Annotated in this window: 20 protein-coding genes, 1 tRNA gene and 2 pseudogenes; 5 read left to right on the forward strand and 18 right to left on the reverse strand. The window is 56.9% G+C overall.

Translation table 11 applies throughout. From position 1 onward, the window contains the following. Positions 1–395: 395 nt before the first annotated feature. Positions 396–983, forward strand: a complete 588-nt coding sequence (locus P0120_18990) for a hypothetical protein (GenBank protein MDF0676397.1) — start codon at positions 396–398, stop codon at positions 981–983. Here P0120_18990 and P0120_18995 read toward each other — a convergent pair. The 7 genes and pseudogenes from P0120_18995 to P0120_19025 all read right to left on the reverse strand — a co-directional run bounded on the left by P0120_18995 (position 976) and on the right by P0120_19025 (position 6,310). Further along, positions 976–1,707 (reverse strand): annotated as a pseudogene (locus P0120_18995) (IS5 family transposase). The gene P0120_18990 and the pseudogene P0120_18995 sit on opposite strands and share 8 nt — an antisense overlap. Before the next feature lie 345 nt (positions 1,708–2,052). Next, positions 2,053–3,543, reverse strand: a complete 1,491-nt coding sequence (locus P0120_19000) for a sulfatase-like hydrolase/transferase (GenBank protein ID MDF0676398.1) — start codon at positions 3,541–3,543, stop codon at positions 2,053–2,055. A 247-nt stretch (positions 3,544–3,790) separates the two neighbouring features. Continuing rightward, on the reverse strand, positions 3,791–4,174 hold the full coding sequence (locus P0120_19005) for a hypothetical protein (protein ID MDF0676399.1): 384 nt from the start codon (positions 4,172–4,174) through the stop codon (positions 3,791–3,793). A gap of 156 nt (positions 4,175–4,330) precedes the next feature. Then, positions 4,331–4,732: a hypothetical protein gene (locus tag P0120_19010; protein MDF0676400.1), complete on the reverse strand. Its 402-nt coding sequence runs from the start codon at positions 4,730–4,732 to the stop codon at positions 4,331–4,333. A 113-nt stretch (positions 4,733–4,845) separates the two neighbouring features. Beyond that, positions 4,846–5,091 carry a hypothetical protein gene (locus tag P0120_19015; protein MDF0676401.1) on the reverse strand — a complete coding sequence of 82 codons (246 nt, stop codon included), beginning with the start codon at positions 5,089–5,091 and terminating at the stop codon, positions 4,846–4,848. A 49-nt stretch (positions 5,092–5,140) separates the two neighbouring features. After that, positions 5,141–5,230, reverse strand: a tRNA-Leu gene (locus tag P0120_19020). 810 nt (positions 5,231–6,040) lie between these two features. Further along, positions 6,041–6,310: a YtxH domain-containing protein gene (locus P0120_19025; GenBank protein MDF0676402.1), complete on the reverse strand. Its 270-nt coding sequence runs from the start codon at positions 6,308–6,310 to the stop codon at positions 6,041–6,043. A gap of 443 nt (positions 6,311–6,753) precedes the next feature. Between P0120_19025 and lgt the strand changes: the two genes are divergently transcribed. Beyond that, positions 6,754–7,572 (forward strand): prolipoprotein diacylglyceryl transferase, encoded by an 819-nt coding sequence (gene lgt, locus P0120_19030; protein MDF0676403.1) that lies wholly within the window; start codon positions 6,754–6,756, stop codon positions 7,570–7,572. Between the two features lie 108 nt (positions 7,573–7,680). On the opposite strand, the gene P0120_19035 is transcribed toward lgt, so the two are convergent. From P0120_19035 to P0120_19050, 4 genes are all read right to left on the reverse strand, one after another. Next, on the reverse strand, positions 7,681–8,076 hold the full coding sequence (locus tag P0120_19035) for a metallopeptidase family protein (GenBank protein MDF0676404.1): 396 nt from the start codon (positions 8,074–8,076) through the stop codon (positions 7,681–7,683). Continuing rightward, positions 8,077–11,427: a UvrD-helicase domain-containing protein gene (locus tag P0120_19040; protein ID MDF0676405.1), complete on the reverse strand. Its 3,351-nt coding sequence runs from the start codon at positions 11,425–11,427 to the stop codon at positions 8,077–8,079. Next, a complete protein-coding gene (locus P0120_19045) occupies positions 11,420–14,590 on the reverse strand; it encodes an exodeoxyribonuclease V subunit gamma (protein ID MDF0676406.1) in 3,171 nt (1,056 codons plus the stop codon). The genes P0120_19040 and P0120_19045 overlap by 8 nt, the downstream gene beginning before the upstream one ends. Positions 14,591–14,768: 178 nt before the next feature. Then, on the reverse strand, positions 14,769–15,035 hold the full coding sequence (locus P0120_19050; protein ID MDF0676407.1) for a thioredoxin family protein: 267 nt from the start codon (positions 15,033–15,035) through the stop codon (positions 14,769–14,771). Positions 15,036–15,193: 158 nt separating this feature from the next. On the opposite strand from P0120_19050, the gene P0120_19055 reads away from it, so the two are divergent. Both P0120_19055 and P0120_19060 read left to right on the forward strand, forming a co-directional pair. Beyond that, on the forward strand, positions 15,194–16,168 hold the full coding sequence (locus P0120_19055) for an endonuclease/exonuclease/phosphatase family protein (GenBank protein MDF0676408.1): 975 nt from the start codon (positions 15,194–15,196) through the stop codon (positions 16,166–16,168). A gap of 142 nt (positions 16,169–16,310) precedes the next feature. After that, entirely contained in the window at positions 16,311–17,285 is a 975-nt protein-coding gene (locus P0120_19060; GenBank protein MDF0676409.1) for a hypothetical protein, read from the forward strand. A gap of 65 nt (positions 17,286–17,350) precedes the next feature. Here the strand turns inward: P0120_19060 and P0120_19065 are convergent, their stop codons facing one another. The 4 genes and pseudogenes from P0120_19065 to P0120_19080 all read right to left on the reverse strand — a co-directional run bounded on the left by P0120_19065 (position 17,351) and on the right by P0120_19080 (position 21,835). After that, the gene (locus tag P0120_19065; GenBank protein ID MDF0676410.1) at positions 17,351–17,728 is read right to left on the reverse strand and encodes a maltose acetyltransferase domain-containing protein; all 378 of its coding nucleotides are present in this window, start codon (positions 17,726–17,728) and stop codon (positions 17,351–17,353) included. 69 nt (positions 17,729–17,797) lie between these two features. Beyond that, entirely contained in the window at positions 17,798–18,664 is an 867-nt protein-coding gene (locus tag P0120_19070) for a pirin family protein (protein ID MDF0676411.1), read from the reverse strand. Between the two features lie 203 nt (positions 18,665–18,867). Continuing rightward, positions 18,868–20,241 (reverse strand): group II intron reverse transcriptase/maturase, encoded by a 1,374-nt coding sequence (gene ltrA, locus P0120_19075; GenBank protein ID MDF0676412.1) that lies wholly within the window; start codon positions 20,239–20,241, stop codon positions 18,868–18,870. A 417-nt stretch (positions 20,242–20,658) separates the two neighbouring features. After that, positions 20,659–21,835 (reverse strand): annotated as a pseudogene (locus P0120_19080) (IS3 family transposase). A 224-nt stretch (positions 21,836–22,059) separates the two neighbouring features. On the opposite strand from P0120_19080, the gene P0120_19085 reads away from it, so the two are divergent. Beyond that, positions 22,060–22,395 carry a helix-turn-helix domain-containing protein gene (locus tag P0120_19085; GenBank protein MDF0676413.1) on the forward strand — a complete coding sequence of 112 codons (336 nt, stop codon included), beginning with the start codon at positions 22,060–22,062 and terminating at the stop codon, positions 22,393–22,395. Between the two features lie 19 nt (positions 22,396–22,414). Here P0120_19085 and P0120_19090 read toward each other — a convergent pair whose 3' ends face one another. From P0120_19090 to P0120_19100, 3 genes are all read right to left on the reverse strand, one after another. After that, positions 22,415–22,966: a hypothetical protein gene (locus P0120_19090; GenBank protein MDF0676414.1), complete on the reverse strand. Its 552-nt coding sequence runs from the start codon at positions 22,964–22,966 to the stop codon at positions 22,415–22,417. Positions 22,967–23,075: 109 nt separating this feature from the next. Then, positions 23,076–23,747, reverse strand: coding sequence for a hypothetical protein (locus P0120_19095; GenBank protein MDF0676415.1), 672 nt, complete (start codon positions 23,745–23,747; stop codon positions 23,076–23,078). 73 nt (positions 23,748–23,820) lie between these two features. After that, on the reverse strand, positions 23,821–24,546 hold the full coding sequence (locus P0120_19100) for a hypothetical protein (GenBank protein MDF0676416.1): 726 nt from the start codon (positions 24,544–24,546) through the stop codon (positions 23,821–23,823). Positions 24,547–24,607: the final 61 nt, after the last annotated feature.

Genomic DNA, 24,607 nt, shown 5'->3' on the forward strand with positions numbered 1-24,607 from the left:
TTTTTGACTCATATCCTTCCCCCCTGATGGACTGGAGGGTCCTTCTATCCGTTTTATCGGTGTCGGCCAAGTGTCATCGATGTCGTGTCAGTTTGGGTGTCAACGATGTGTTGTCATGTGACCGGTAAGGGATAAACTCTCTCCCCTAATCGCGCTCAATGTCCTTGGCGCTGGTGCCAAGTTGGTGCCAAGACACCCTGACACACCATGACCCATGATGAGGTTCGCCTCACGAATCCTCACCTTTTGCTGATGATTCCTCTTGCTGAGTGTCCTGCGGTAGGGTTTCGGCCGGACTCTTAATCAGCAGGTTACCACTAGGCAGTGACTTATCTCTCAGTGTAGCCTCCATAGAACTGCTATGCGTGTATTTCGACACGAAGGAGGAGCGAAGAATGAGCCTGCAAGAGTGCGACTTGGACACTGTTGGGCTTCTAACGAACCCGCTCGTCATAAAGGATCATGAGTGTATTTGGACAACTGCACGAGAAAATAAGACCGTTCCCGAGCCTCTTTATCGCTTCTATTGTGTCGCTAATTATTTTTCTTACAGTAGTGCACCCCGATTTCTTTCCGACAAGAGTGGCACCCTCTTTCCTTATCTCGAAAATCTCGGTCGTGGTATTAGGGATTCCTTTGAAGAAACAGAGGAACTGTTTCGCTCTATACAGAACGATCATGCAAAATCCTATTCCCCGGCGAAGAAAGTTAAGAAGGAAACCTGGGATCCCATGGCTGCGCACCAAGTACGGCGTTCATTCAGAAACTTAGTTGTGGTACTTACCGGTATCCTCGATCAATTCGCAGAGGTTTCCGCAATTTTCTTTTACGGCGAAATGGCTGATATCAAAGTAGGCCGTGCTTCTTTTACCGAGTTCATGAGTTTTGCCAAGAATCCTTTCCCGTCAACCCCAATAATTTCTTCACCTAGACAGGCCTTTATACAGAAATTGCACGTCTCCTTAGGGCGTGTCATCAGTTGAGCCATATGACCGAGGCGGCGAGATAGATAGCATCGAGGAAGTTATGCGCCCGGTTATCGTACCGTGTGGCAATGGCGCGGTCGTGCGTGAGTGTTGCGAAGAAATTCTCGATCAAATGTCTGGCCTTCTACATGTCCTTCTCGTAGTCGCGCTGTTGCGTGCGATGTGATGTGGGTGGAATGACGGGTTTGACGCCGGCTTTTGCCCGCAGGGTGAGGACACGCTCCTGCGCATCATACGCGTTATCCGCCAGAAACGCCTGAACGGTTTCCAGGAGATTGGGCAGCAGCCTATCAGCCCCTTCCAGATCGTGGGCTTGCCCCGGCGTCAGGGAACCCGGTTGGATTGCCCAGCGCATCGCACGACGCATGGATTTTTGTCGTCAATCTGCCTTTTGAGCGCCCGCTGCATTCCGTTTCCCGGTCCCCCTTTTTGCCCCGGCGCTGTGCTGGTGGGCACGGACGATGGTGGAATCGATCATCGCGTCTTCGGCCAGATGTGCAAACATCCTTTGCCAGACGCCGCGGTTGCTCCAGCGTGTGTGACGTGTGTGGATCACCCGGAAAGCCCCGAACCGCTCCGGCCGATCGCGCCAGGCGATCCCGGCGCGGCAACGATAGAGAACCGCGTCAACACACAGCCGGTTCTCCTTGGCTGTCCCTCCGGCAGGTCCCTCCCGGCCAGGGAGAACATCCTTGATCCGTTCCCATTGCTCATCTCGCAACGCCTAGCGCCTTTGGGTCATTCATAAGCCTCTCCCCTGGCTCATGACTAGTGAATCACACGCACATTCTCATGTGAATCCGGAACATGATGGCGCTGCTAACGGATGACACGCCCTAGATCCTTACTCGGCTCGAGATTTCGAACCTTTGCTACCCTGATTCAAAAACCTCTTTCGCGATTCAGCGCAGAACGATAAGAGTGCCGCGCGGCTCCTTGAAAGCCTCCAGAGTGGTAGCGCCGTGTAGCCGGACTTGCAACGTTTTGATTATCCATTTATTTCCGTCGCAGAACGAACTAACAAACCGCGGGTCAAACACACCCACCTCGCGTCCCACTCTCGTTGTTACCGAATGTCGGTCAGGTTCGGTGCAGGCGGATTGGGATATTTTTTTAGCGACGCTCGATACTGCTCCACCAGTCGCAGGTAGGGGGCCATGACCCACCCGTTCAGATGGCCCACGTTGAGCTGCTCTTTCGGGTCGGCCTCGATATTGTAGATTTGTGGATACCCCGCCGTCTCACGCATCGTGCCCAGATAACCGCCGGTCGAAGGGTTCGTACGCGAACCGAGGAACTCCACTGGATAGATACGCCACTGCCGCCACCGCACCGCGACGAGGCGATCACCTATGAATGTGAGGAGGTGCTCTCGGTTTGAATGGGCTTGTTTGCCGAGCAGGAAGGGGTGCTGATCCACTCCGTCTATTGGACGGTCCGTAGGCACCTGCGCGCCAAGCAGTGCGGCGAATGTCGGCAAGAAGTCGTGAATGGCGAACATCTCGTTGGAGACGCGCGGTGCGATCTTGCCAGGCCACTTAATCATGCCGACGGTGCGAATCGAACCTTCGTATGCGTCTCCCAGCTCGCCGCGGAATGGCCCTGGATCGCCGACATAGAGTTCCTCCATCCCACCTCCTGTGGTCGTGGGGCCATTGTCAGAAACGAACACGACAATGGTGTTATCTTCGATGCCCGCAAAACGGATGGCACCCAATACTTCCCCAATACGCTGGTCCAGCTCGATGACACTGTCCCCATACTTGCCCAGGCCAGATTTACCTGCAAACTCAGTCCCAACATCGTTTGGAAAGTGCGGCCGTGTCCAGCCGATCATCAGAAAGAATGGCGCTCTCGCTGCAGCTTGCCGAGATATGTACTCGACTGATGCGGCAGAGATGTCCTTCTCGATTTGCTTTCGGTACTCCAGGTCATAGGGGCGCAGCTTCTTTGCCTCGCCCGAGCCTTTCGCCTCCACGATCCAGTACTCCAGCGTTTTACGAAGCGCCTCGGGCGCGCGCGTCTCGACCATACTCGGCATATAGCGGACAATGTCCGTGGTACCTGAGAACCCGACGAGCCATTCGTCGAACCCTTGATTCTGGGGTTGACTCTTGGCCTCGGCATCAAGGTGCCACTTTCCGACATAAGCCGTGCGATACCCGACATTCTTAAAAATCTTACCCAGAGTCACCTCCTCTGGTTGCAGTGTATTCTTGCCGCCCGGGGCGATGATGAGTGAGAGACCAACACGAATCGAATAGCGGCCTGTCAGTAACCCTGCGCGGCTAGGTGTGCAGCCTGGCTCGACCAGGAACTGGGTAAACCGAAGGCCCTCCGAGCCCAACCGATCAATATTGGGCGTTTGCATTCCACCGCGAATCCCGCCGTTGTATGACGACACGTCTCCGTATCCGAGGTTGTCGGCAAGCATAAATACCACGTTCGGCTTGAGCGGCCCATCCTGCCCTGTAGCAGGTAAGGTGACCATTAGGAGCGCTGCCACCAAAAGAAGCACTTGGAGAACGATGCTGTTGAGTCTCTTCGTCGATGTCATAGTCCCTCCGATGATCTCTAAGTCTATCTGAGCCTCAAAAGGATACTCATACTCCACCGGAAATCGAGTTGGTGCCAAGCTGGTGCAAAACACCCTGACCTACCATGATCCATGACGAGGTTCGTCATCACGAATCCCCCCCTTTTGCTGGTGAATGCGCTTGCTGGGTTTCCTGAGGCAGGGTTTCGGCAGGACTCTTAATCAGCGGGCCGTAGGTTCGACCCTTACGCCATGCTCGCCTGCTCGTTCACGGCGCGCCTTGCCACAGCATGTCATAGCCGAGCTCCTTGGTCTCCGAGCACATGTTCACCATGGATGCAAATTTGCTGGTGAATAGTTCGTCGGCATGGGACTTCTCGTGCGCCTCAAAAGATCGCCAGTAGGTCACGATAGCGTAATGCTCGTCGGTGGCCTTGTTGTCGATCAGCGAGCCCTCCTCGGACACGAAGCCGGAGAACTTGAAGACTTGGCCGGCCAGGAAGCCCCCTTTCTCACCGCCGTAGGTTTCCTTGACCACCATGCACATTTCTCCGACGGCCAACTCGACGTCCTCGAAACTGACGCCGGGTTTCAGCTTCACGGTATTGAACAACATCTTGGCTCCGAACGGCAGCGTAATTGGGCCGAACATGTGAACCTCCTGTAAACAGCACACCCATTGAGGTAACAAGTCAGGTCTGAGTGGGTGATTTCCGACAGCAGTGCGCCTTCGTCTGTCTGATCCTGAGTGGCATCAGTTGAGAATGCAAGCGGGAAAGGCCGCCGCATTGACTTCTCCCACCCGTCGTCAAGGAATTCTACTTCCGCAGACAAATTCCCAGACTGATTGAGCCAACGTTCCTTGTGGGATAGGTGCCCAGTCCGACTCACCTGACGTCTTATACAGCATTTCTCCAGACCCCATATTCCCCGAGAAATATTCCAAGGCCAGCAGCCGAAAGTGTCCTTTGATACAGTCGTGCTCTTCTTGGGCACGGGAAGATAAGTATTTCCTGAAGCCTCGTGTCTGAGCGGTCTTCAGATCATCCATGACCCACACGCTCACCCATTCACCGCTCCGGGTGACGGTCTCGGGATCAACATAGACCTTCGCCCTCTCGTTACCGTCGACGAACTCCCACCCGGGGAACACCGAGGTCGCATCCCACATCTGAAGAATGATCAACGCGAGGAGAGTTCTGGAAATCACATGGAAGGAGTCACCAACAAGCATGGGACACCAAACCAGGAATATTTTGGAGAGGGCCCAACCGATTTTACTCTAGATACTTCGTGGGATGAGCGCTTTGACGGAAAGACCTCCTATGGTTGCTTTTGCTCACCCAACCTTCTTGTCAAACAATCGTTGAATGCCATTCGACGATGATAGGGAGTCCAAAACCAGTTGTATCGCTTCAGCATGTCCAACTGGTCCACGTATTCATTGCAACGCTTCGCCTCGACCTCTCCGGCTGCCAGAGGCGCCGTCATAACCCAAGCCCCAACGCCCACGACAAAAAGAAAAAGTACGACGCCGGCGACGAGCACCACTATGCTTTTTATACTCATGAATCCCTCTATTAGGTTCGTTCGCGACCGATACACGGGCCACAGTGACTGGTGCCGGAGACCGGGATCGAACCGGTACGGACCTTTAGAGCCCGAGGGATTTTAAGTCCCTTGCGTCTGCCTATTCCGCCACTCCGGCGAGAGGCGGATTGTAACATAGCGACTACGGATCACGACCACTTTTATCGCCCCCCTCTTCCCTACCCGTCCACCATGCCCAACATGGGTTCCAGCGCAACTGAAATACGACACCGGTAGCTCAAACAAGACCTTCAGGAAGATTCTTCCAGGAATCTCTCTCTCAATGCGCTACAACGTGTGGCGGACAGACTCCCATCGTCCCGACCCTGCACGTCGCCCGGTTTCTCCATCTGTTCATCACAATGAATGAAGGCGAACTGGATCTGTTCGTCTCATCCGTGAGCAGAACCGTTCCCAGTATCAGGCCGACAGGCCTGTGGTTTTCCCGTCCCTATTTCCATGAAGAGGGTATCGGAGCCATCATCCAAAAGCCCGAAGTAGCGGAAGAACTATGGCAACAATTTTGAACGCAGAATGGAAAACTGGATACGCTCGCGGCCGTCCAGGAAGGCTTTGCCGGATTGACCGTCGCCGTTCGGAGCAGAATGCGCCGGATTCGTATGAAGAAAACGGTGCTGAAGCAGCTTGCGAACCAACCGGCCTCAACGATGCCGCTTGTCGAATGGATCGCCGGGGGGAAAGCTCCTCGGTACCCTGATGTTGACCTACTATACCGAGAATTGCCTCGCCTGCCACGAGAATCCCAAAGGGATCCTGGACATTTCAGGCTATCCGAACGCAGGTGATCGAGTAGGAGAACCGGCCGGGGCCATCAGCATTCAGATCCCCTCGGACCATCGGTAGCAGGCAGCCCGTGCCGACGGAGGAGAGCGACGGGGGGACCTGCTACCGATGATCTTCGAGAAGCTTAGTTCAACACAGCAGTCAGTTGTGGCCGTTCTTGCTCACAGCTCTTCTCTTTCCCGGCTTTGCGGTCCAGCGCTCCCTCCACTCCCGACTTGATTGCCTTGCCCCATCGGCTGGTCTGCACCTGCGCCTTGCGGGCATAGCGGCTGATGCTTCGACGAGTTTCCACACCGGTCTGTGGAGCGAAGAGGAGCCCGAGTCCTGCTCCGATGACCGCCCCACCGGCGATAAGTGCTGCTGCCTTGGCGACCTGATTCTCCTGCTCCGACATGGTGAACCTCCTCATGATGGTGAATGAGCCGGAAGATCGTTTAGGGACTCTTCCTATGTCGAGGTGTTTGAGCATGCTCCGTGCCAGAATAAGAATGTCCGTAGAGGACGCGATTTCCTCGAAAAACCGTAGGAGGCGTTTTTTGGCAATTAGGAGTGACTAATTTTTGGTCTCTTTTTCTCGACAGGCCGAGACACAGTCGTTTCAGAAAACCAACACTTTCGATTCGTACATGCCGGTGAATCAGCCATGGAAGCCGATTTACCGGGGTCAAACTTTAAGCGTCTCTAACCTTTGTCGCGCTTGCATTGACACCTGAGCCCCCGTATGATCCACCGGCAAGTTTTGCCGTAGGTCGCGAAGGATCCTGTGTATGATCAAGATTCGCGTTCCTTTCAAGCTATGAGCGCCATTTCACGAAGGACTAGACTGAAAGCACAGTAATGGGTCCCGCAGCCGCCATCCCCTACCCCAACATCGATCCAGTTCTTGTGGCGCTGGGCCCCATCCAGCTCCGCTGGTATGGGTTGATGTACCTGATCGGCCTGACCGCGGCTTATTTCCTTATCCAACACAAAGTTGCCAGAAAGGAACTGGCGATCAGGAAGGACCAGATCTACGACATGGTCGTCTACGCTGCGTTCGGCGTATTTCTCGGTGGGCGCATCGGCTACACACTGTTTTACAATTTTTCCTACTACATCCAAAACCCGCTGAAACTCCTCGCGGTCTGGGAAGGAGGCATGTCCTTCCACGGTGGGCTCCTCGGAACCATCATTGCCCTGATCTGGTTCAGCCGAAGGCAAGGAATTCCTGCCTATACCATCGCAGACTTGGCGGCCTGCGTCACACCGATCGGCTTGGGGTTCGGTCGGATCGGAAACTTCATCAACGGTGAACTCTTCGGTCGGTCAACCGACGTGGGCTGGTGCATGGTCTTTCCAGCGGGAGGCCCTGCTTGCCGCCATCCTTCGCAATTGTATGAGGCAACGCTGGAAGGTCTTGTCTTGTTCACAGCATTATGGTGGATCGATCGACGTCCGACCCCGCCCGGAGCGGTCTTCTGGAGTTTCATCACCGGTTACGGTATCAGCCGACTGATCGTTGAACTCTTCCGTGAACCGGATCAGCACCTAGGTTTCATCTTGGGACCGATCACCATGGGTCAAGTCCTCTCCCTGCCCATGGTACTAGTTGGGGCCCTCATGCTGATCTTGGGTTACCAAAGAGAAAGACAGAAGGTCGCGTGCTCTGGACAGTGATGCCTGCCGAGTCCTGAGTGCTGAGCGAAAAGTTTCCGGGCGTTTTCAACGCAGCACACAGCCCGCTTCGGCTCAGCGAGGCGAGCACTCAATTCTCAGCACTGAACTTTAGTACGGCATCTCGTCATCGTCCAGCCCCACATGGTGGCCCAACTCGTGCACGACCGTGTCGTACACTTCCTGCACCACTTCTTCCGGACTCTCACAGATGCGGAGAATCGGTCCTCGATAGATGGAAATCTGAGGCGGTTGTTCCCCGCCCGGCCTGAAGAACGAATCAGCCGCCAGCGACTGGCCTTGATAGAGACCGAGTAGATCGTCCGCTCTGTCCAGATCCAGATCCCGCAACACCTCTTCCGGCGGTTCTTCCTCCACCACGACGGCGATCGATTCCATCAGCTTGGCGTAAGGGGTTGGCAGATCAGCAATCGCCTGTTGAACCAGGTGGGCAAAGGCTTCAGATGAGATATGCTCGCGCCTGGCCACTTCAATTGTCCTCAACACCTACAATTCTACTGCCGTCGCACAGCGAAGGAACAGATAGTGGAAACGAACTGTTTCAACTCCAAGGCTTTGTCGGACTGCAGTTTTATAGACCTCACTCTGTGTACGGTACTGTTCGGCCCGAGCCGACGCTTGATCCGGCGATACGACATCCGTCTTATAGTCGGCTACCCAGAGCTCTCCATCCAATCGGTAGATGAGGTCGATGACTCCTTCCATGACCTGTCTGTCCCCCCACGGCACAATGAACGGAACTTCACGGCCGAGGATCTGGGATGAGCGGAGACGTGCATAGGCCTCCGATCGACCGAACGTCGCCAGAAGCTCACTCACAGATTCAGCGACCGCTCCAGTAATGGACTGGTCGTCCGGTCCAAGGGCCTTCTGAAGGGCAGGATCAACCTGAGCAAGTAATCCGGCAGGATCCTGTACAAAATCCCATCGTTCGAGTAGACAGTGAGTCACGACACCAACCACCCGTCCGATCACAGCATCCTGTCGAACGGGCATGGTTTCACGCATGTTCGTCACCACCCGCCTGCCCAACGTTGTGGGCGTCAGATGAGGTGGGGTCTCACGAACTTCGGTCCATCGAATAGTCCTTACTTTCCACCGTTCAGCAATGTCCTGCGGATCGACCGACGCCGCGCCAGTTGTTCGGTGCAAACGTCGACGAGGCCACTTTCGTTCCGGTGCCCTGATCACTCGATGGGGAATCGCGCTCTTGCCGATCTGCAAGGCTTCAGTCGAGTCGGTTCCAATCTCCCCCATGCCGATGTTCTGCAGCAGCTCGAACACCGTTTCGCCAATCGAGCGTGCCGTGATTCCTCCTGATAACAGCAACAACTCTTTAGCCCTCGTCATCCCCACATAGAGCACCCGTCGTCGCTCCGCCTCTTCTCGCAGCCGCAGCTTGTGATGGACCAGCAGCGAGCCGAGAGACCAATGACGGTCCAGGACAAGCCCATAGGTTCCGCTCGACCAATCGTAAGAGACCTGCGGCACAGCCCGCTCTCGTCCGCTCCCTTGATGGAGGCCCGGCAACACAACAATGGGAAACTCCAGCCCCTTGGCCTTATGAATCGTCAAGACATGCACAGCTTCCAGCGACTCCTCGGCGAGAGGGCTCTCCGATTCGTCCGGTTGTTCTTCCAGCCTGGCGATCATGAGACCCACAAACCCACTCAGGGTCATGTGGGGCCGGTCGGCCAATGACGCAGCCGTCTGTTTGACCTTCATGAGATTCGCCACGGCCTGTTCGCCATGGAGGGAGGCTGCGGCTAAGTCGAGGATGGGTAATCGGTCAAACATCAGCTCGATGGCCTCGGCCAATGGAAGCACAGGGAGAGCCCGGTGTAGCCAAGCTAGATGTTCGTACAGTCGCCGAACTGCAGCGGCACGGGCGTGGGGCCATCCCTCCAAACGCGACGCGCGGAGATAATTGAAATGCCCCGCCTGCTTGAGCTCATAGAGTTCCCGATCCGTTAGACCACCAAGTGGTGAACGAAGGAGACCGGTCAAGGCAATCTCGTCATGAGGATGATCCAAGACCCGCAGCAGATTAACGAGGTCGATGACCTCTTGACGGCGATAGAAATGTTTCTCCCCTTCGATGACGTAGGGGATATCGTGCCGGCGCAAGGCATCGAGGTAGGCATCGGCGTGGGTGAGTTTTCTGAACAGCAGCGCCACATGGCCCGGTTTCACGGATGGGCGACTCAGGACCTCGTCGTTCAGCCAGCGAGCCAGCACTTCGCTCTCGGCCCTTGTCGCCCCTGCCGCATCAAATGTCTCGTCTTCACCATCCGGCGTGGTCACGCAGAGACGAACTCCCGGCTCGATCGAGGCAGGTCGTCGTTGGGGGCGTACTTCCAATCGGACATTCCCCGGCTGGACCAGCTGCCGTCGTTCGAACAGCCGATCGAAGACTTCATTCACCGGCTCCAAGACAGCCGCATCGCTTCTGAAGTTCGTCGTCAACGTCTGGACTATTCCACCCTCAGCCGTGATTTTCTCCACAACCCGATCGAAGGCTTCGATGTCGGCACGCCGAAAGGCATAGATCGACTGTTTGGGATCTCCGACAATGAAGAGCTTCCCTGGTTCGAGCACCATCTCATGCCAGTGAACGGCCTGGCGTCCTTGCCGCTCCGAGACCGCAAGAATGATTTCGTACTGGACCGGGTCTGTGTCCTGAAATTCATCGACCAGTACGGCTCGATAGTCCCGTTTGATCCGTTCACGGACAGACGGATGTTCGAAGAGGAGCGTCCGTGCCCGTGCCAGCAACCCATCAAACGAAAGCCAGCCTTGTCGAGCAAAGGTTTCGCGTATGTTCCGCACGAGCGGGATGAGCAGGGTCAAGAGATCGTTCAAGCATGCATGGTCGACCGACAGAAGCTGTTGCGCCGTTTGGATGAGGGCGGCGGCCTCTTTGAAATCGCCCTTCTCCCATCCGCTCACGGCGCTTCCGAGATCCTTGTCGAGCCATTCTCGTTCCGCCGTCGTCAAGTCTTGCCGGCCTGACAACCCTTTTGCTGCCACGAGCCGCATCAAAGACGCCGTCGCAGCAAGCATATGCTCGACCTTACGGCGCTTCGGCCGATCATAGGTTTTCATGAGCTGATTCGCCCGGTCTTCCATCTGCTGGATCCAATGCAAGATGGCCGGCGTCACTGCCGTCGATTCGACTTGTTCTTGCAGAATACCGAGATCAATTAACTCGCTGCACAAGGACCTGGCCAACGCGCTGACCGCTTCGAGAGTGGTCGACGACAAGACCGATCGCCACAGATGATGCTGTTGTCCGGCTCGGCTCAATTCCTGGTCGAGCCAGCAATCCCACGCGGCGGTGAACTGTTCTTCAAATCGCAAGCCGTCGTCTTCTTTGAAATCAGGATCGACTCCGCTCTCCAGCGGATGGAGTCGTAATAAGTGCGCGGCGAAACTGTGGAGGGTACCGATCTGGGTCTTTTCAATGTCGTTAAGCGCCGCCTGAGCACGCGCGGCAATTGTGTCGACGCTCAATCGATACCTTGCTTGAAGATCGCTGCATGAGACAGCCCCCCCATCGCTTGATCGTATCGAATCGGCCTCCGGCATGGTGAGAACCGCAAGCCGTTCGCGCAACCGTACTTTCATTTCGGTCGCCGCCTTGTTGGTGAACGTCAAGGCGACGACCTGCGTAATCAGGACCGGATTGGGCTCTTTCATGAGCAAATACACGAGACGATTTACGAGTAAGGTCGTCTTGCCTGTCCCAGCCCCGGCTACGACGACCACGTTGCGATCGAACGTCGTCTCGGCCGACTCTCGAGCCATGCGGTCCGATATCAACAGATCGTTATTCATCGGCATGCTTCTGTAGGCGCAGCATCTTCAGCGTTTTTGGTTCGGCCGCGCGATGGGCTCTCCACCAAGTCGGAGCATGTTCTCGCCGACAGACCACACGAAAGTCACATCCGTCGCAATAGCCGTCCGGAAGAATAAAAAATCGTCCGGCATGGATGCCGTCCACCAACGTTCTGATCGTGTTCTGGATGACTGTGCCGGTATCGGATGACCATGACACCGCCTCAAACGTCGAGCGACTGATCGTTGTTGACCACCGAGGAGCGAGAAACAGAAACTGCACCTGGCTCGGTGTGGGCTGTCCGGGAACGGTGAGCCAACTATAGAGTGGTGGTTGCAGCCGATACCCACGGACCGCGGACTGAGCCAGATTGCGGTCCTCCGGTTTCATGGATGAGCCGACCTTGAACTTGTAATCGACCACGCGTAATGCGCCGGTGGTCCGATTCCGATCGAGCCGATCGACGCGACCACGGATCTTCAATAATCCCTCATCGATGATGCCGGGAACCGTTCCTTCTCCGTCCGCTTCAAATGCGACAGGTGAGTACGGGTGTTCGAGCTGTTCCGTTTCATCCGCCTCCACCGCCGCAATCACCAGCGTCCTAATCAGTTCTTTCGCCAATTCCCACAGCAGATAATGGCCAGTCCGATGTCGTGCCCCCACGTCTGCCGTCGCCTGTTCCACCGCCGCAAGGATCGTCTGTTGCACCAGGCTGTCCGCCACCGGTGCGGTCGGCCACCCGACCTGCACCAGCTGTTCATAGACACGGCGTAATGCAGCGTGGCAAAGCGTACCGACCAACGCCACCTCCGGTTCCTGTTCGAGCGCAACGCGACTCGGCTCGAGTCGCAGCACATCGGCAGCGAAATATTGAAAGGGACAGCGCGCATACCGTTCGAGCGGCGTCGGGGAGAGGCCCCGTTCGACAACTCGCGTCCAATGGGACTCGACCATCCCTGTTATTCCATCGAAGAGATTCAGCATTGCGCCCTCCTCTTCGATTCGATCGAGCGCCGATGCCGCATGGCGGAAGGTGTCCGCGTCACGCCCGAGCGCCTGTACCAGATCGGTCGGGTCTTGCCCATTGATCACCAACCACTGACTCAGCTCAGCCGGCGGCAGGAACAGTTTGATCGTCGGCCGCTGCAACACCCGATCCGTCAGGCGACGAGGCACTACATCTATCGGTTGCTCATCCTGGCCGAACCGACGGCGAGCTTCTCCGAGATAGGGAGAGACGGCCAGCATGCGCCCCGATTCATCGGCCCGTTGATAGGATAGGTACAGACGCTGGGAGGCAGCCTGACAACACAGGTGGAAGAGCAAGGCCTCTTCTCCATACGCGATCAATTTTTCGTCGATCTTAAATCCGAGCGTGGCGTCGAGCACCAGCCGATGGCAATCACGCAGAAATGCGTCCTCTCGGATAAAACGCGGAAAGACTTTTTCGTTCAGGCCGAGGACGAATAGGGCTTGGAACGGCACCCCGCGAGCCGCCATGACGTCACACACCATCACCCCCTGTGGTGAGCCATCCTGCAAAGACCTCGTCGTCCGCTCGAAGGTATGCGTCAGCAATTCGACAAATTCGGCCCAAGTGAGCTCCTCATTGAGCGACTCCAATTCCATAAGGCTGCCCCAAATACGATCGATGGCCTCCCACGTCACGGCCTGGCGAGCAAGCTGCACAGCTTCGGTGGTCGATTCCACTGACTCAGGCCGACGCAGACGCCGATCAACGAGAGCCCGACAAGCCGTGACCATCCGGCCGATCGGGCCTCGTGATGGAAGGGCCGAGCAGTCCTGTGCGAGCTGTGAGACCACCTGCCACAGTAAACTGATCACCTCCGGCGCAATAGCCGTAGAATCAACGAGACTCTCCTCGCCTTCCAGCATCAGTGAAGCTTGACTCGCCTGCTCCAACCGTTTCCACTCCTCGACTCCGTGAGTGATGTGTAGGGCTTGAACGAGCAGCTTCCACTGCTCGGGCCGGTATGACTCCGACAGCTCGTCATGCAAATCCGTGACGTAGAGCGGAGACGTCACAACATCGAGGACCGACGCGCGATACAAATCGTTCAACGGCAGGGAAGCCAGCTGCAACACGACCTTGCAGATCGGTTCTTGAATCAACGGCTGCGACGCAGTCGTCCGAAAGGGGATGCGATGGCGATCGAAGATCGATTGGAGATGCAGGCTATAGAGATCGAGCGTCCTGGCGGTGACGCCGATTTCGTCGAATCGATAGCCGTTTGTTTCGACAAGATCGAGAATCATGCGGCAGGCTGCGGCCAATTCCTCTTCTGCCCCGATTACGCTCCGAATGGTGAGCTGGACGGGATGTTCGGCCACCGTAGAGGATTCCTGTTCCAATCGGATCATCGCCTCGTCCGACCTCACCAACGGCTGGATGTAACGATCGAAAAACCGTCGGGCGAATCCACAGACCGGAACATCCTCCAGCGGAAAGAACAATGTCGTGTCCTTCGCTCGGCTGATAGTTTCAAAGAGAGACAGCTGCACCTGAGTCAGATCGTAGAACCCGTAATAGAACACTTCCTTCAATGGTTGGAGGAACGTAGCCGTCGAGACAACGGGGATGAGCGAGTCAGCCAGATCCTCCTGCGTTCCGACCCCGAGCGTCTTGCCCGCTTCCCTCACCGCCGCGTAGAGTGAAATGAGCGCGCCGAGCCACTCTCGGTCCTCTTCTTCGAAGTACCCTTCACGGAGGCCTTGCAGCGCTTGGGCTGGATCGACATCGGCATCCTTCAAATCGCGTATCGTCGCCCAGAGTGCGCCCCATGTCCCTGAGGATTGTCTGAGCCGTTGTAAAGGACCCTGGCTGGAGAGCTTGCTGCGAACAATGTGGCGGACCAATTGTTCGAAGAACAGCTCGTCCACGATCCGCGGCAGCGGGTGGGCAGGAGGTACCTCTCCAGCCAGTCGCAGAGCCAATTGATGGAAGGTCAAGACCTGAAGGTTCAGGAGCGACAGCCGGTGCTCGACAGCGAGAAGGGTGCGAATTCGATCGACTAATGGCTTGGATGGAACGAAAATCGCGATGGGCGCAAGGGGATCGCTTGCTTTGATACGCGTGAGACGCTCGACCAGAGCGGATTCTAGATCAGGATGAAACCGACCGGTCACGACCCGCAACATGGCGAGTCATTGTACGCTACCCCGTCTCCGGTCCCAAGAGCTCTCCGTTGCAGTCCACACAGGCCCAATCGCCATCGATAAAAGACATGGGATCGCCGCAGATTGGACAGTCGGGTGGAGGACCCTTGTCAAGAAGTGGAAGATCAGGTAGCTCGATATCGTCTTCGTCCATGACTTGTCAGCCTTCCCGCTGTTTAATCTTCAATTGAATGGCCTTCTCAGCGCTCTCGCGGCTCGGCACCCCGACGAAGGTCAATCGTCCATCGATAATCGTTGCAGGGACTGCTCTGACGGAATGGCGGTCGGCCAGTTCCTGACCGTCTTTCGTCGTAATATCAACTTCCCGATAGGAGAAGCTGTATTTAACCCTCAGCTGCTTCCACAGGCTCTTGGCAGAGGGACAGGCTCCACAACTGGGCGACACGAGTAACGTGATGTTCGGCATGGTGCTCCCCGAAACAGTGTCCTAATGTTTGTGATGTTCGGATCTTAGCACCGGGTAAAAAGCCTGCGCAAGGACGCAGCTCCAATCGCCGAGTTGCGTCAATATATGATTCAAGGTGGAAAGGTTTGGAAGGGAGGCGTATGGTATGGACGTCAACCATGACAAATCGCATCTCGTATACACTCCCGTGGCTGGCCGCCATGCTGCTGCTCTGTAATCCGGCAGCTCACGCTGAGGAAGGCCGAGGTGATTCACCCGCACTGCGTGTATTGACCTACAACCTGCTGCACGATGGACCATGGTCTGGATTTTTCGAGAGCGGCACTCATCTCGCCGAACGACTCGACATGACAATCCAGGAACTGCAGCGGTTGCAACCTGACGTGATCGCCCTTCAAGAAGCGTCAGACAGTCGGAAGCATGGCAACGTGCCTCAACGGATCGCCGATGCGCTTGGGTATCAGATGGTGTTCGCTCCTGCGACCGAGCATATCTTCGGAATCGGCCCATTGGATCGGCTGATCACAGCAGCCATCGGCTTCAGGGAGGGACCGGCCATTTTGAGCCGATATCCGATCGTCGCCTCAGAGGTCTACGACCTACCCCGCTGCCAACATCGCCTGGACCCTCGCATTCTACTGCAGGCTGAGATCAATACACCGAACGGACCGGTCCAGGTCTTTTCCGCCCATACGTCGAAGGGAGACGAATGCCAGCTCCAGCGAGTCGGAGAGTTGTTCCGTGAACATCGAGGAAAGGGCCAAGCCATCCTCATGGGCGACTTGAATGCGGGAGAACAATCTCCTGTCCTCACCGGATGGCAGAAAGACGCTGGTTTCATCGATGTCTTCCGGGTCGCGAATCCGGGAATATCCGGAGGGACTGTCTGGCAGGACATCTACGTCGAATGGCCCACCGCCGATCGCCGCGTTGATTTCATTTTCCTGTTTGATGGAAACAACGATAAACATCCGGTCGTGCGCTCAAGCCGTCTGGCATTTGACCAGCCCGGTCGTCTCCCGAACGGCGACGCACTCTGGCCATCCGACCATCGCGGCGTGTTGGCAGAGATCGACTTGGCATCTGCTGATTCTCCAAGGATAAGTCGGCTACCCAACACCGGCACTCGTTGAAAAGGGTTCCAAACCCACACCTTCTTGCCATTGCACGGTTCAAGATCCGACCCTCAATCTGCTTCTCGTGTACATGCTCTGCCTTTGAGACAGGCGGCGGCGCGCGCTTGATCTCTCCCTCGAACAGGCGCATCTTTCAGCTATGCACGCATCGGGCGCGGGACCGGCCGCCTTGCTGGCATTTCTTCTTCCATTCTTGCCAAGTGCCGACTGGTCTCTGCTACAGCTCAATTTGTCTCAGCGCGTATCCACGGACCACACACTCAGCGGCGAGGAACTGCTCCGAATCGGCGAGACGCACGAGTTTCAGCAGCACCTTCCTGAAACGCTCACGTACTACCAGCTTGCCTTGTCGAGCTTCCGTGAAAAGAAACAGACGCGAGGCATTGCCGTCGCATTGGTGAAGATCGCTCGAGTCTACGAACTCCAAGGAAAATTCCGAGATGCCGACGTTGCGTTGCAAGAAGCCGTTCCCATTCTGGCTCAGTCCTCCGATCGACTCACCCATGCACGGGCTCTTTTGGTGACGGGGCGCGTCTCAGCTCGATTGGGATATCTGGAGGAGGCGCGGACGTCGCTCAGTCGAGCCGTCACATTGTTTGATCGCGCCAAAGACCAGGCTGGGCGGAATGAGGCACTGATTCAATTGGGGCTGCTGCAAGTGGGTGACGGATCGAGCGAGCCAGGCCTGTCGGCGCTGCAGCAGGTCCGGCAGCAGGCAGCCGCGCGCCGGGATCGCCGGCAGGAACTGGCCGCTGTCCTGGCGCTGGGAACGGCCTCGTGGCTGTTGGACCGAGCCACCGAAGCGCGCCGGTATTACGAAGAGGGACTGCAGCTTGCCGAACAGGAGCGGGACACTCAGGTCGGAGCCGTGCTTCGACTCCGGCTGGCTTATCTCTATGCGGAAAATGACCGGCTAACCGACGCTGTCGAGACAGCGAAGCGCGCGATCATTCTCTCTCAAACTCTGCGTGATGCCGCTGTGGAAGCGGCGGCGTTGTCACTGCTGTGCCACCTCTACCGGAAGACGGGAGAACCTGCTCAAGCGGATGAGGCCGAGCAGCGTGCGCTGTTGCTCTACAGCCACCGCCAAATCCTCGTCCATGGCGGCCGGTAGCGATACGCCACCCGCTTCCGTTCACCTTTCGCTTCTTCCCTTGAACATCCCTGAGATAGTACTGCTCAGCCGCGACAAATTCTCGTAGATCTTTCTGCACCGGCGCATTGGTCACACGACTTCGCCAAAAGATACCGAGCACCACCTTGATTTCCTCTGTATCGAAGCAAGAGCTGATGAGGTTTCATTTTGTTCAGCGCATCGGACCCGTTGTTCGATACGATGGCCGTGCATAGATCAAGCTCCGACCCTACTATTTGCCTCGCGACCGCCCCCAAGAACTCGCGCAACAGAGCGTTGTGAAGGATGGGATCACCGTCGCAGATCGCATTGTAGCGGGCAAGTATTGTTTTCACACGGCGGCGGTTCGCCACCAGCTCCTCGTCTGCCGAGCGATAGAGTTCCCCTGCCAGCACTTTGTCTTTTTCGCTCTGAGTGGCCATAGAAGCTGGCTCATGGTGACCGATTTGGCCAAACCGCCGCGCCGCCTTAGTTTGGCGACGCGGCGCAATTCAGTGAGCGACCTGTCCGAAACGGCCGCGGTTAAAGTCGTCGATCGCTTGGCGGATTTCCGCCTCGCTGTTCATGACGAAGGGACCCTGGCCGACAACTGGCTCTTGGATCGGTTCTCCCGTCAACACCAGCAATGTGCTGTCGCCATCGGCATGAATCTTGACCTGGGAACCCTCACGCTCGAAGCGGATGACCTCCGCCTCCCCGGCCTGTTCGCTGCCATTGACCGTCACATGGCCGGACAGCGCTGCAATCATCGCAGTATGGCCCTCAGGCATGTCGAGGGTGATGTCGGCCTCTCGGTTGAGCCGCACATCCCAGACATTCACTGGGCTGAATGTACGCGCCGGGCCGCCTGTATCTGCGAACTTGCCCGCGATGACACGCACTCGACCAACGCCCTGGTCGAGATCGACAACCGGAATGTCGGCGTCGGTAATCGACTGATACCCGGGTGACGTCATTTTGTCCTTTGCCGGCAAGTTCACCCACAACTGGACCATCCGGAATGGACCACCGGTCTTGGTGAAGGCCTGGGAATGAAACTCCTCATGAATGATGCCGCCTGCAGCCGTCATCCACTGCACGTCGCCAGGGCCGATCGTGCCACCTGCACCTGTCGAGTCACGATGTGACACCTCGCCGTCGTACACAATGGTGACGGTCTCAAAGCCGCGATGGGGGTGCTCCCCGACACCGCGCGGGCTGTTTGCCGGGTCAAAGGTGTGGGGTCCGGCATAATCAAAGAGTAGAAACGGGCTGATAGCCTGCGCATCGCTGCCGTAGAAGAAGAGCGAGCGGACAGGGAAACCGTCGCCGACCCAGTGGCGGCCATTGGCACGCATGACCTGTGCGATCTTCTTCATTTTGATACCTCCAATTTTTATATGTCGAAATGTAAACGCGCGCCGCGAGAGCATTCTCCGACGCGCCTGTGTAAAATACTAAGCACGGTACACACACTTCTCAAGTACGGTCCTCGAGGATACTGATCGACATAGGTAAGCCCTCGCGGGCTGTCCCTGTCACACCACCGTGCGTACGGGTCCGTACACGGCGGTTCGGCTGGTTATCTGCATACCATTGCGTCCAATCGAGGCAGACCAAGTGCGTTGAAGTACGTCGTGGGCAACGCGACTTGGGCGGCTCTGCTGTGGCTGAGTCGCCAAGGGCCATGACTGCTCATCGCCGTCGACACGGCTTCGTTGCCGTGGGCTCCTCGACGGTTCAATTCTGCGATCCGGCGACGTGGGGTTTTCCACTGTTTCCAGAGCACACACCGCAACCGCCGTCTGATCCATGAGTCGAGGTTTTGAAGGACGGAGCGTGTCTGGCAGAACCCAAAGTACCCGCCCCATCCGTTCAGATAGGACGCGAGGTGCTCCACCACCTGCTCCAAACTCCGCCCTCGGTTCCGATTCGTCAATGTCCGAACCCGCTTCTTGAAGCGAACCAGCGCGTGAGGCGCGATCCTCCGCTTGATCTCCGGTCCACTCGTGAAGCTGAATCCCAGAAATGGCCGCTCCTTGGGCTGAGCAACCGCGCTCTTCACCCGGTTCACGGTGAGCTTGAGTCGCTGTTCGATGAAGGTGGTGAGACTCTCCATCACACGCGGCCCCGCTCGCTTGCTTTTGACGTAGATATTCGCGTCATCGGCGTATCTGACAAAGCGATGGCCACGCTGCTCCAGCTCCCGATCCAGAGCATCCAGCACAATATTGCTCAGCAACGGAGAGAGCGGCCCCCCTTGCGGGGTCCCCTCCTCCGTGGGACTGACGAGCCCGTGTTCCATGACACCCGCGTTGAGATAGGCCCGGATCAGTATCAACACCCGCTTGTCGGCCACCCGCGTGGCGATTCGGCTCATCAATCGATCGTGGTGGACCCGGTCAAAGAATTTCTCCAGGTCGATGTCCACGACCGTGCCGTATCCCTCCGCAATATACTGCTGCGCTTGAGCGACCGCCTGCTGCGCCGACCGTCCCGGCCTGAACCCGTAGCTGTGCTCGGAAAACGTTGGATCCCACTTCCGTTGCAGGACCTGCAAGACCAATTGCTGGACAAAGCGATCCACGACCGTGGGGATGCCCAGCGTTCTCACCCCTCCATCCGGTTTGGGAATCTCGACCCGTTTCACCGGTTTCGGTCGGTAGCGGCCCTCCAGAAGGGCCTGCTTGATCGTCCCCCAGTGCCTGGAAAGATAATCTCCCAGGGCGGCCACGGTCATCCCGTCAACTCCCGGACTGCCGTGGTTTCGTCGGACCTGCCTTAAGGCCCGCGTCACATTCTCCTCATGGACCATCTCCTCCATCACACGCTCAGTACACAACGGACGTTCGGTTCCGTGTCCCGCGTTCGGTGATTCAGCCCTTGACTGGCCGGGCCGTGGGGCTTCACCCGTTGTCCCAACCATGAAGGCCAACTGAAGTTGGTGTTCTGCCATGCTTCACCGAATAGGTCGCACGCCCTACTGGTCTCTCCCTTACACCCTCGGTTGAGGGAGCCGTTCCGGCCTTCGAGGCCTTCGCCCCTACTATGCCGTCTGCTGACTTCTGTGTCGCGCTCAAGAGTCTCTCGACTCCTTCAGTCTCGCTGCCGAGACACGGCACAGATCTCCCGGGGTCAGTTGAACCGCCTTCCCTGCACCGCCGCCGGATCTACGTCTTACGCCCTTGATGGAACTGGACTTCGCAATCCAGCGTGCTCGTCCGGCGCTCGCGCCTCGTATCCGGTTCCTGTTCGTCGGCGCGCAGGTTTGCTCCACGCTTCCTTCAGACACGCCCTCACGACCTGTGCCCTTGCGCTTCGCTACCCCTTCACTGACCCCGGTTGTCAATAGTGGACGCCATGAGTTGCCGCCTCACGCCGCCAGCTGTTGACGAGCCCACTGCTGGGCAAACACCGCGGGCGAGCAATTTCCCAGCCTGGAATGCCGACGCTGACGGTTATAGAAGAGCTCGATGTACTCCGTGATCTCTCGCCGAGCCTGCTCCCGTGTTTCATACCGCCGGTGGTGCACCAGCTCATTCTTGAGCGTTCCCCAGAAACTCTCCATCGGCGCGTTATCATAGCAGCAGTTGCCCTTCCGACTCATAGACGGGGTCAGGCCGAACTGCCGCAATTGCGCTTGATAGTCCTGGGCACAATATTGAGAGCCGCGATCAGAATGATGAATGAGCCCCGGGGCCGGGCGCTTGGTGTCGAGAGCGTTCCTGAGCGCCCCCTGCACCAAGTCCGTCGTCATCCGCGCCCCCTCGCATGCCCAACCACCTCACATGTATACAGATCTTTGATCCCCGCCAGATACAACCACCCTTCTGCGGTGGGGATATACGTGATGTCGGTGACCCAGGTCTCGTTCGGGCGCGTGGCGACAAACGTTTGGGCCAAGACATTCTCCGCCACCGGCAGCGAGTGCTTTGAATCCGTCGTGGTCGTGAACCAGCGCACCTGTTTGCAACGTAGTCTCAGTTTCTTGCGTAGCCGTTTGATGCGTCCGACCCCAGCGGGGAACCCATCCTCACGCAATTCCGCTTGGAGACGTTCCGGCCCATAGGTCTGCCGGGTGCGCACATGCGCGGCCTGGATCGCCACTTCTAGGCGCGCGTTCTCCTGAGCGCGCTTCGAGGGACGGCGCGTGCGCCAGGCATAGTACCCACTTCGGGACACCTCCAGCACCCGACACAACACACTCAGGGGATACTGGGGCCGCAGCGTCCTCATGAGCGCGTACCGGGCAGCTGCGCCTTGGCAAAGTACGCGGTGGCTTTTTTTAAGATGTCGCGCTCCATCCGCGCCTCGGCCAGGTCGCGCTTCAGCCGAGAGACCTCGGCCTCCAGCTCTGTCACGGGCCGTCGGCTCTCCCCCAGCGTCGCGAGCTGACCGCGCCGGGCTCGACACACCCAGTTCTCGAGCGTCTTGCCCGACATGGCCAGGCGTCTTGCTACCTCTGGAATCGTCAACTTCTGTTCCAGGACCAGCTGCACCGCTTGCTCACGGAACTCCTTCGTATACTGCTGTCGCGGAACTCGTTCCATCTCACACCTCCAGACCTCAGATCATAGGTTGAAGGCGTCCACTTTTTCGAGCCTAGCACACACCTCCATCAGGTTGAGGAAGGGACTTTCACCCTCAAGCTGTTCAACATGCCCGGCACACTGGAGCCCCACAGCTTGACAGCCGTGGTCCCTGGTGGTTCTTCGGCGACACCTCGCCGAAGGTATCCTCCTAGCCAAGGTTTCGGAGTACGCGGAGGCGGGTTATGACCAAACAGGTCGGTTGCCCGACGGAAATCACGCTCGACATCATCGCGGGCCGTTGGAAAGTGATGGTCATTTTCTGGCTGCTCCAAGAAAAACGGCGGTTCAATCGACTCCAACGTGACTTGTCCGGAATCACGCATCGGACGCTTGCCAAGCAACTCAAGGAGATGGAAGCCGACGGTTTGGTGGAGCGAGAAGACTTCCGTGAGATACCTCCCCACGTCGAGTATCGGCTGACGCCGCTCGGGCGGTCACTGGAGCCGGTGTTGGCGGCTATGCACGAATGGGCGATACAGCACGGCGCTGAGGTACGGCGTTCGACGAATGAGATATAACAAGCTGACTCTGATCTATTCATTCTTCAGCTTCGATTGGTGAATTTAGAGGTGACTGTCTCTTCTGCTCTCCCTCAGGCATGGAATCGCCCCAGGCGCTTGCATTCAGGTCATTGAGGTAGCGCGACTGGACGGCTAAGCCAGGAGCACCGTCAAGGGCCGCAAGTTGTGCGGAGCCCTTTATCGCCTCGAATACTTCACGAATGATCTCGTGAGCAATCTCACGGAGACTTCCTGGTGTAATAACTTGGAGCAAGCCTTCAGCTGGATAAGCAAAGATTCTTTCTTCGTAACTTGCCCCAAGAACGCTTAAACGGAAATGTCGACTGCCAGTCTTTGTTAAGCCACGAGCCTCTGCTTCCTTGAGTAACCCAGCGAGGTCGTGACCTAATCTTCGAAGGTTCTTCTCGGTCAGCCCGTGATGAACGAGGAATGACTTTAGCGCGAGTTCAATGGCCATACCCAATGTGTGGCTCAACACATGAAGAGCATTCGGGTAACGATCGTTGATGGCGTCAGCTGCGGCGGCATACATCCGAGCGCCATCGATCAACGTTCCGGATGTGATCAATTGGGATGCCTCAAATGTTTCAGCGTTTTAGCCCGGCTAATGGCTTGTCGATAAGCTGCGGGCGCTGACGGCAGCCGACAGCATAGGCTGCGCTTTTCTCAATGAGCTGCTACTGTGGTGCGATGAATTCGAACTCGTCGAGGTCCCATGGGCCATGCTCCTGCTCTGGCGATACGTAAGTCCAACCGCGCTCGACCTTCTTGCCATCGACTCGCTTACGCAGTTCGGCCTCAAGGGAACGACGACTCTCCGCCCAAGCCTGCCCGTAGTTGGCCGTACCAAGCATCTCTCGCGTCATGTCGTTGTATGCCTGCGCACGCAACTGCCGCTCGCGGCGTCGCTCAAGTGCCGCGCGAAGCTCCGAGTACAAACCAACGATGACTTCACGCAATGCTTGGACCGAATCGACAGGTGGCGAAGCCGAGAGACACCTTCTCTGGGCAGGGGAAAGGCAGTTGCGGAGATCGACGACTATCTGCTTATCGAGAGTGAGTACGAGGTCGTGGGCGACCATGTTGCGGAGGGTGTTAAGCGCTTTGTATGCAGACGTTGATGACTCCTCAAGAATGCCGAGCGCGACGGCGAGTGACAGCTTCTGTGCAAACGCACTCCGTTCGAGGTCGAGGGCCGCAGGATTCGGTACGGACTCGGTGATGCACACCTCGATAATGCGCTCCACTGCGAGATGCCCCGTTATCGCGATGTGGAAGGCTTGGGGTTCAATTGCAGCAAGGAGGTCTGCTTCGCTCAGGGGATTGTTGAAGTTCACGGGTGTCGACATCAGCGCGGCCTAACGTGCTAAGTAAGCGGCCGACGGCCAGCGAAGCTGGCTGACGGTCCGCTTGACTGACAGGTTAGATACCTTTGCATTTCCCATATTGAACTGGTTTCGCGCCTTTATCTCTTAACGCTTGCATGACATACTCAGGCACACCTAAGGATCCGCAAGCTTCATCGTGTGCGCTTGTTCCAGCAGAACTCGTAAGCAAGTTTGGGTTGGCTCCGCTCTCGAGAAGCATTAATGCGATGCTCCATTGCCTCTGCCTCAAGAACAAATGTAATGCGGGCCCATCTAAAAAGTTTCCTTTTCTTGGAAATCGATACCCATTGATATCTGCTCCCGCGTTAAGAAGCACTTGTACACAACCAGTCTCTCCACCAAAGGTCATGTCCAGAAGACCATTGAGCAATTGAGATTGATCTGGTTTGACAACTGCTAAATCTTGGTCTTCAGGGCGATATACTGGCGCTATGCATTGCCATATACTCAGATAGTTAGCCGTCGCGGTGTCTCCAGCGTGTGTTTGGGGTAGCTGTGGTTGCTGGTTGTTGATAATTACTGGGTTGTTATTAACTACGACGGGGCCTGGAGGAGGAGATGACCGCTCCTGTTTTTCTGCGGATATTAGGAGAGCGGTGAATAAGGCTAATACTCCCCCACTAATAACCCATCGATGCATTGCTTTGTTTCGCAATGGTCCAATCTCTGCGCCAAATATTTTTATCGTCGAGGTGGCCAGTCCAAGCAAAACGAGTAATGCTCCCAGTACTGCAATAACGATTGGAACGCTTGTAGGCATGCGGTCTCCGAATGGCATGGGAGGTGGCGTCTAACTACTGAGTATACTGACCGGCATAGTA

Source organism: Nitrospira sp. (genome assembly GCA_029194675.1).
GTDB lineage: Bacteria > Nitrospirota > Nitrospiria > Nitrospirales > Nitrospiraceae > Nitrospira_D.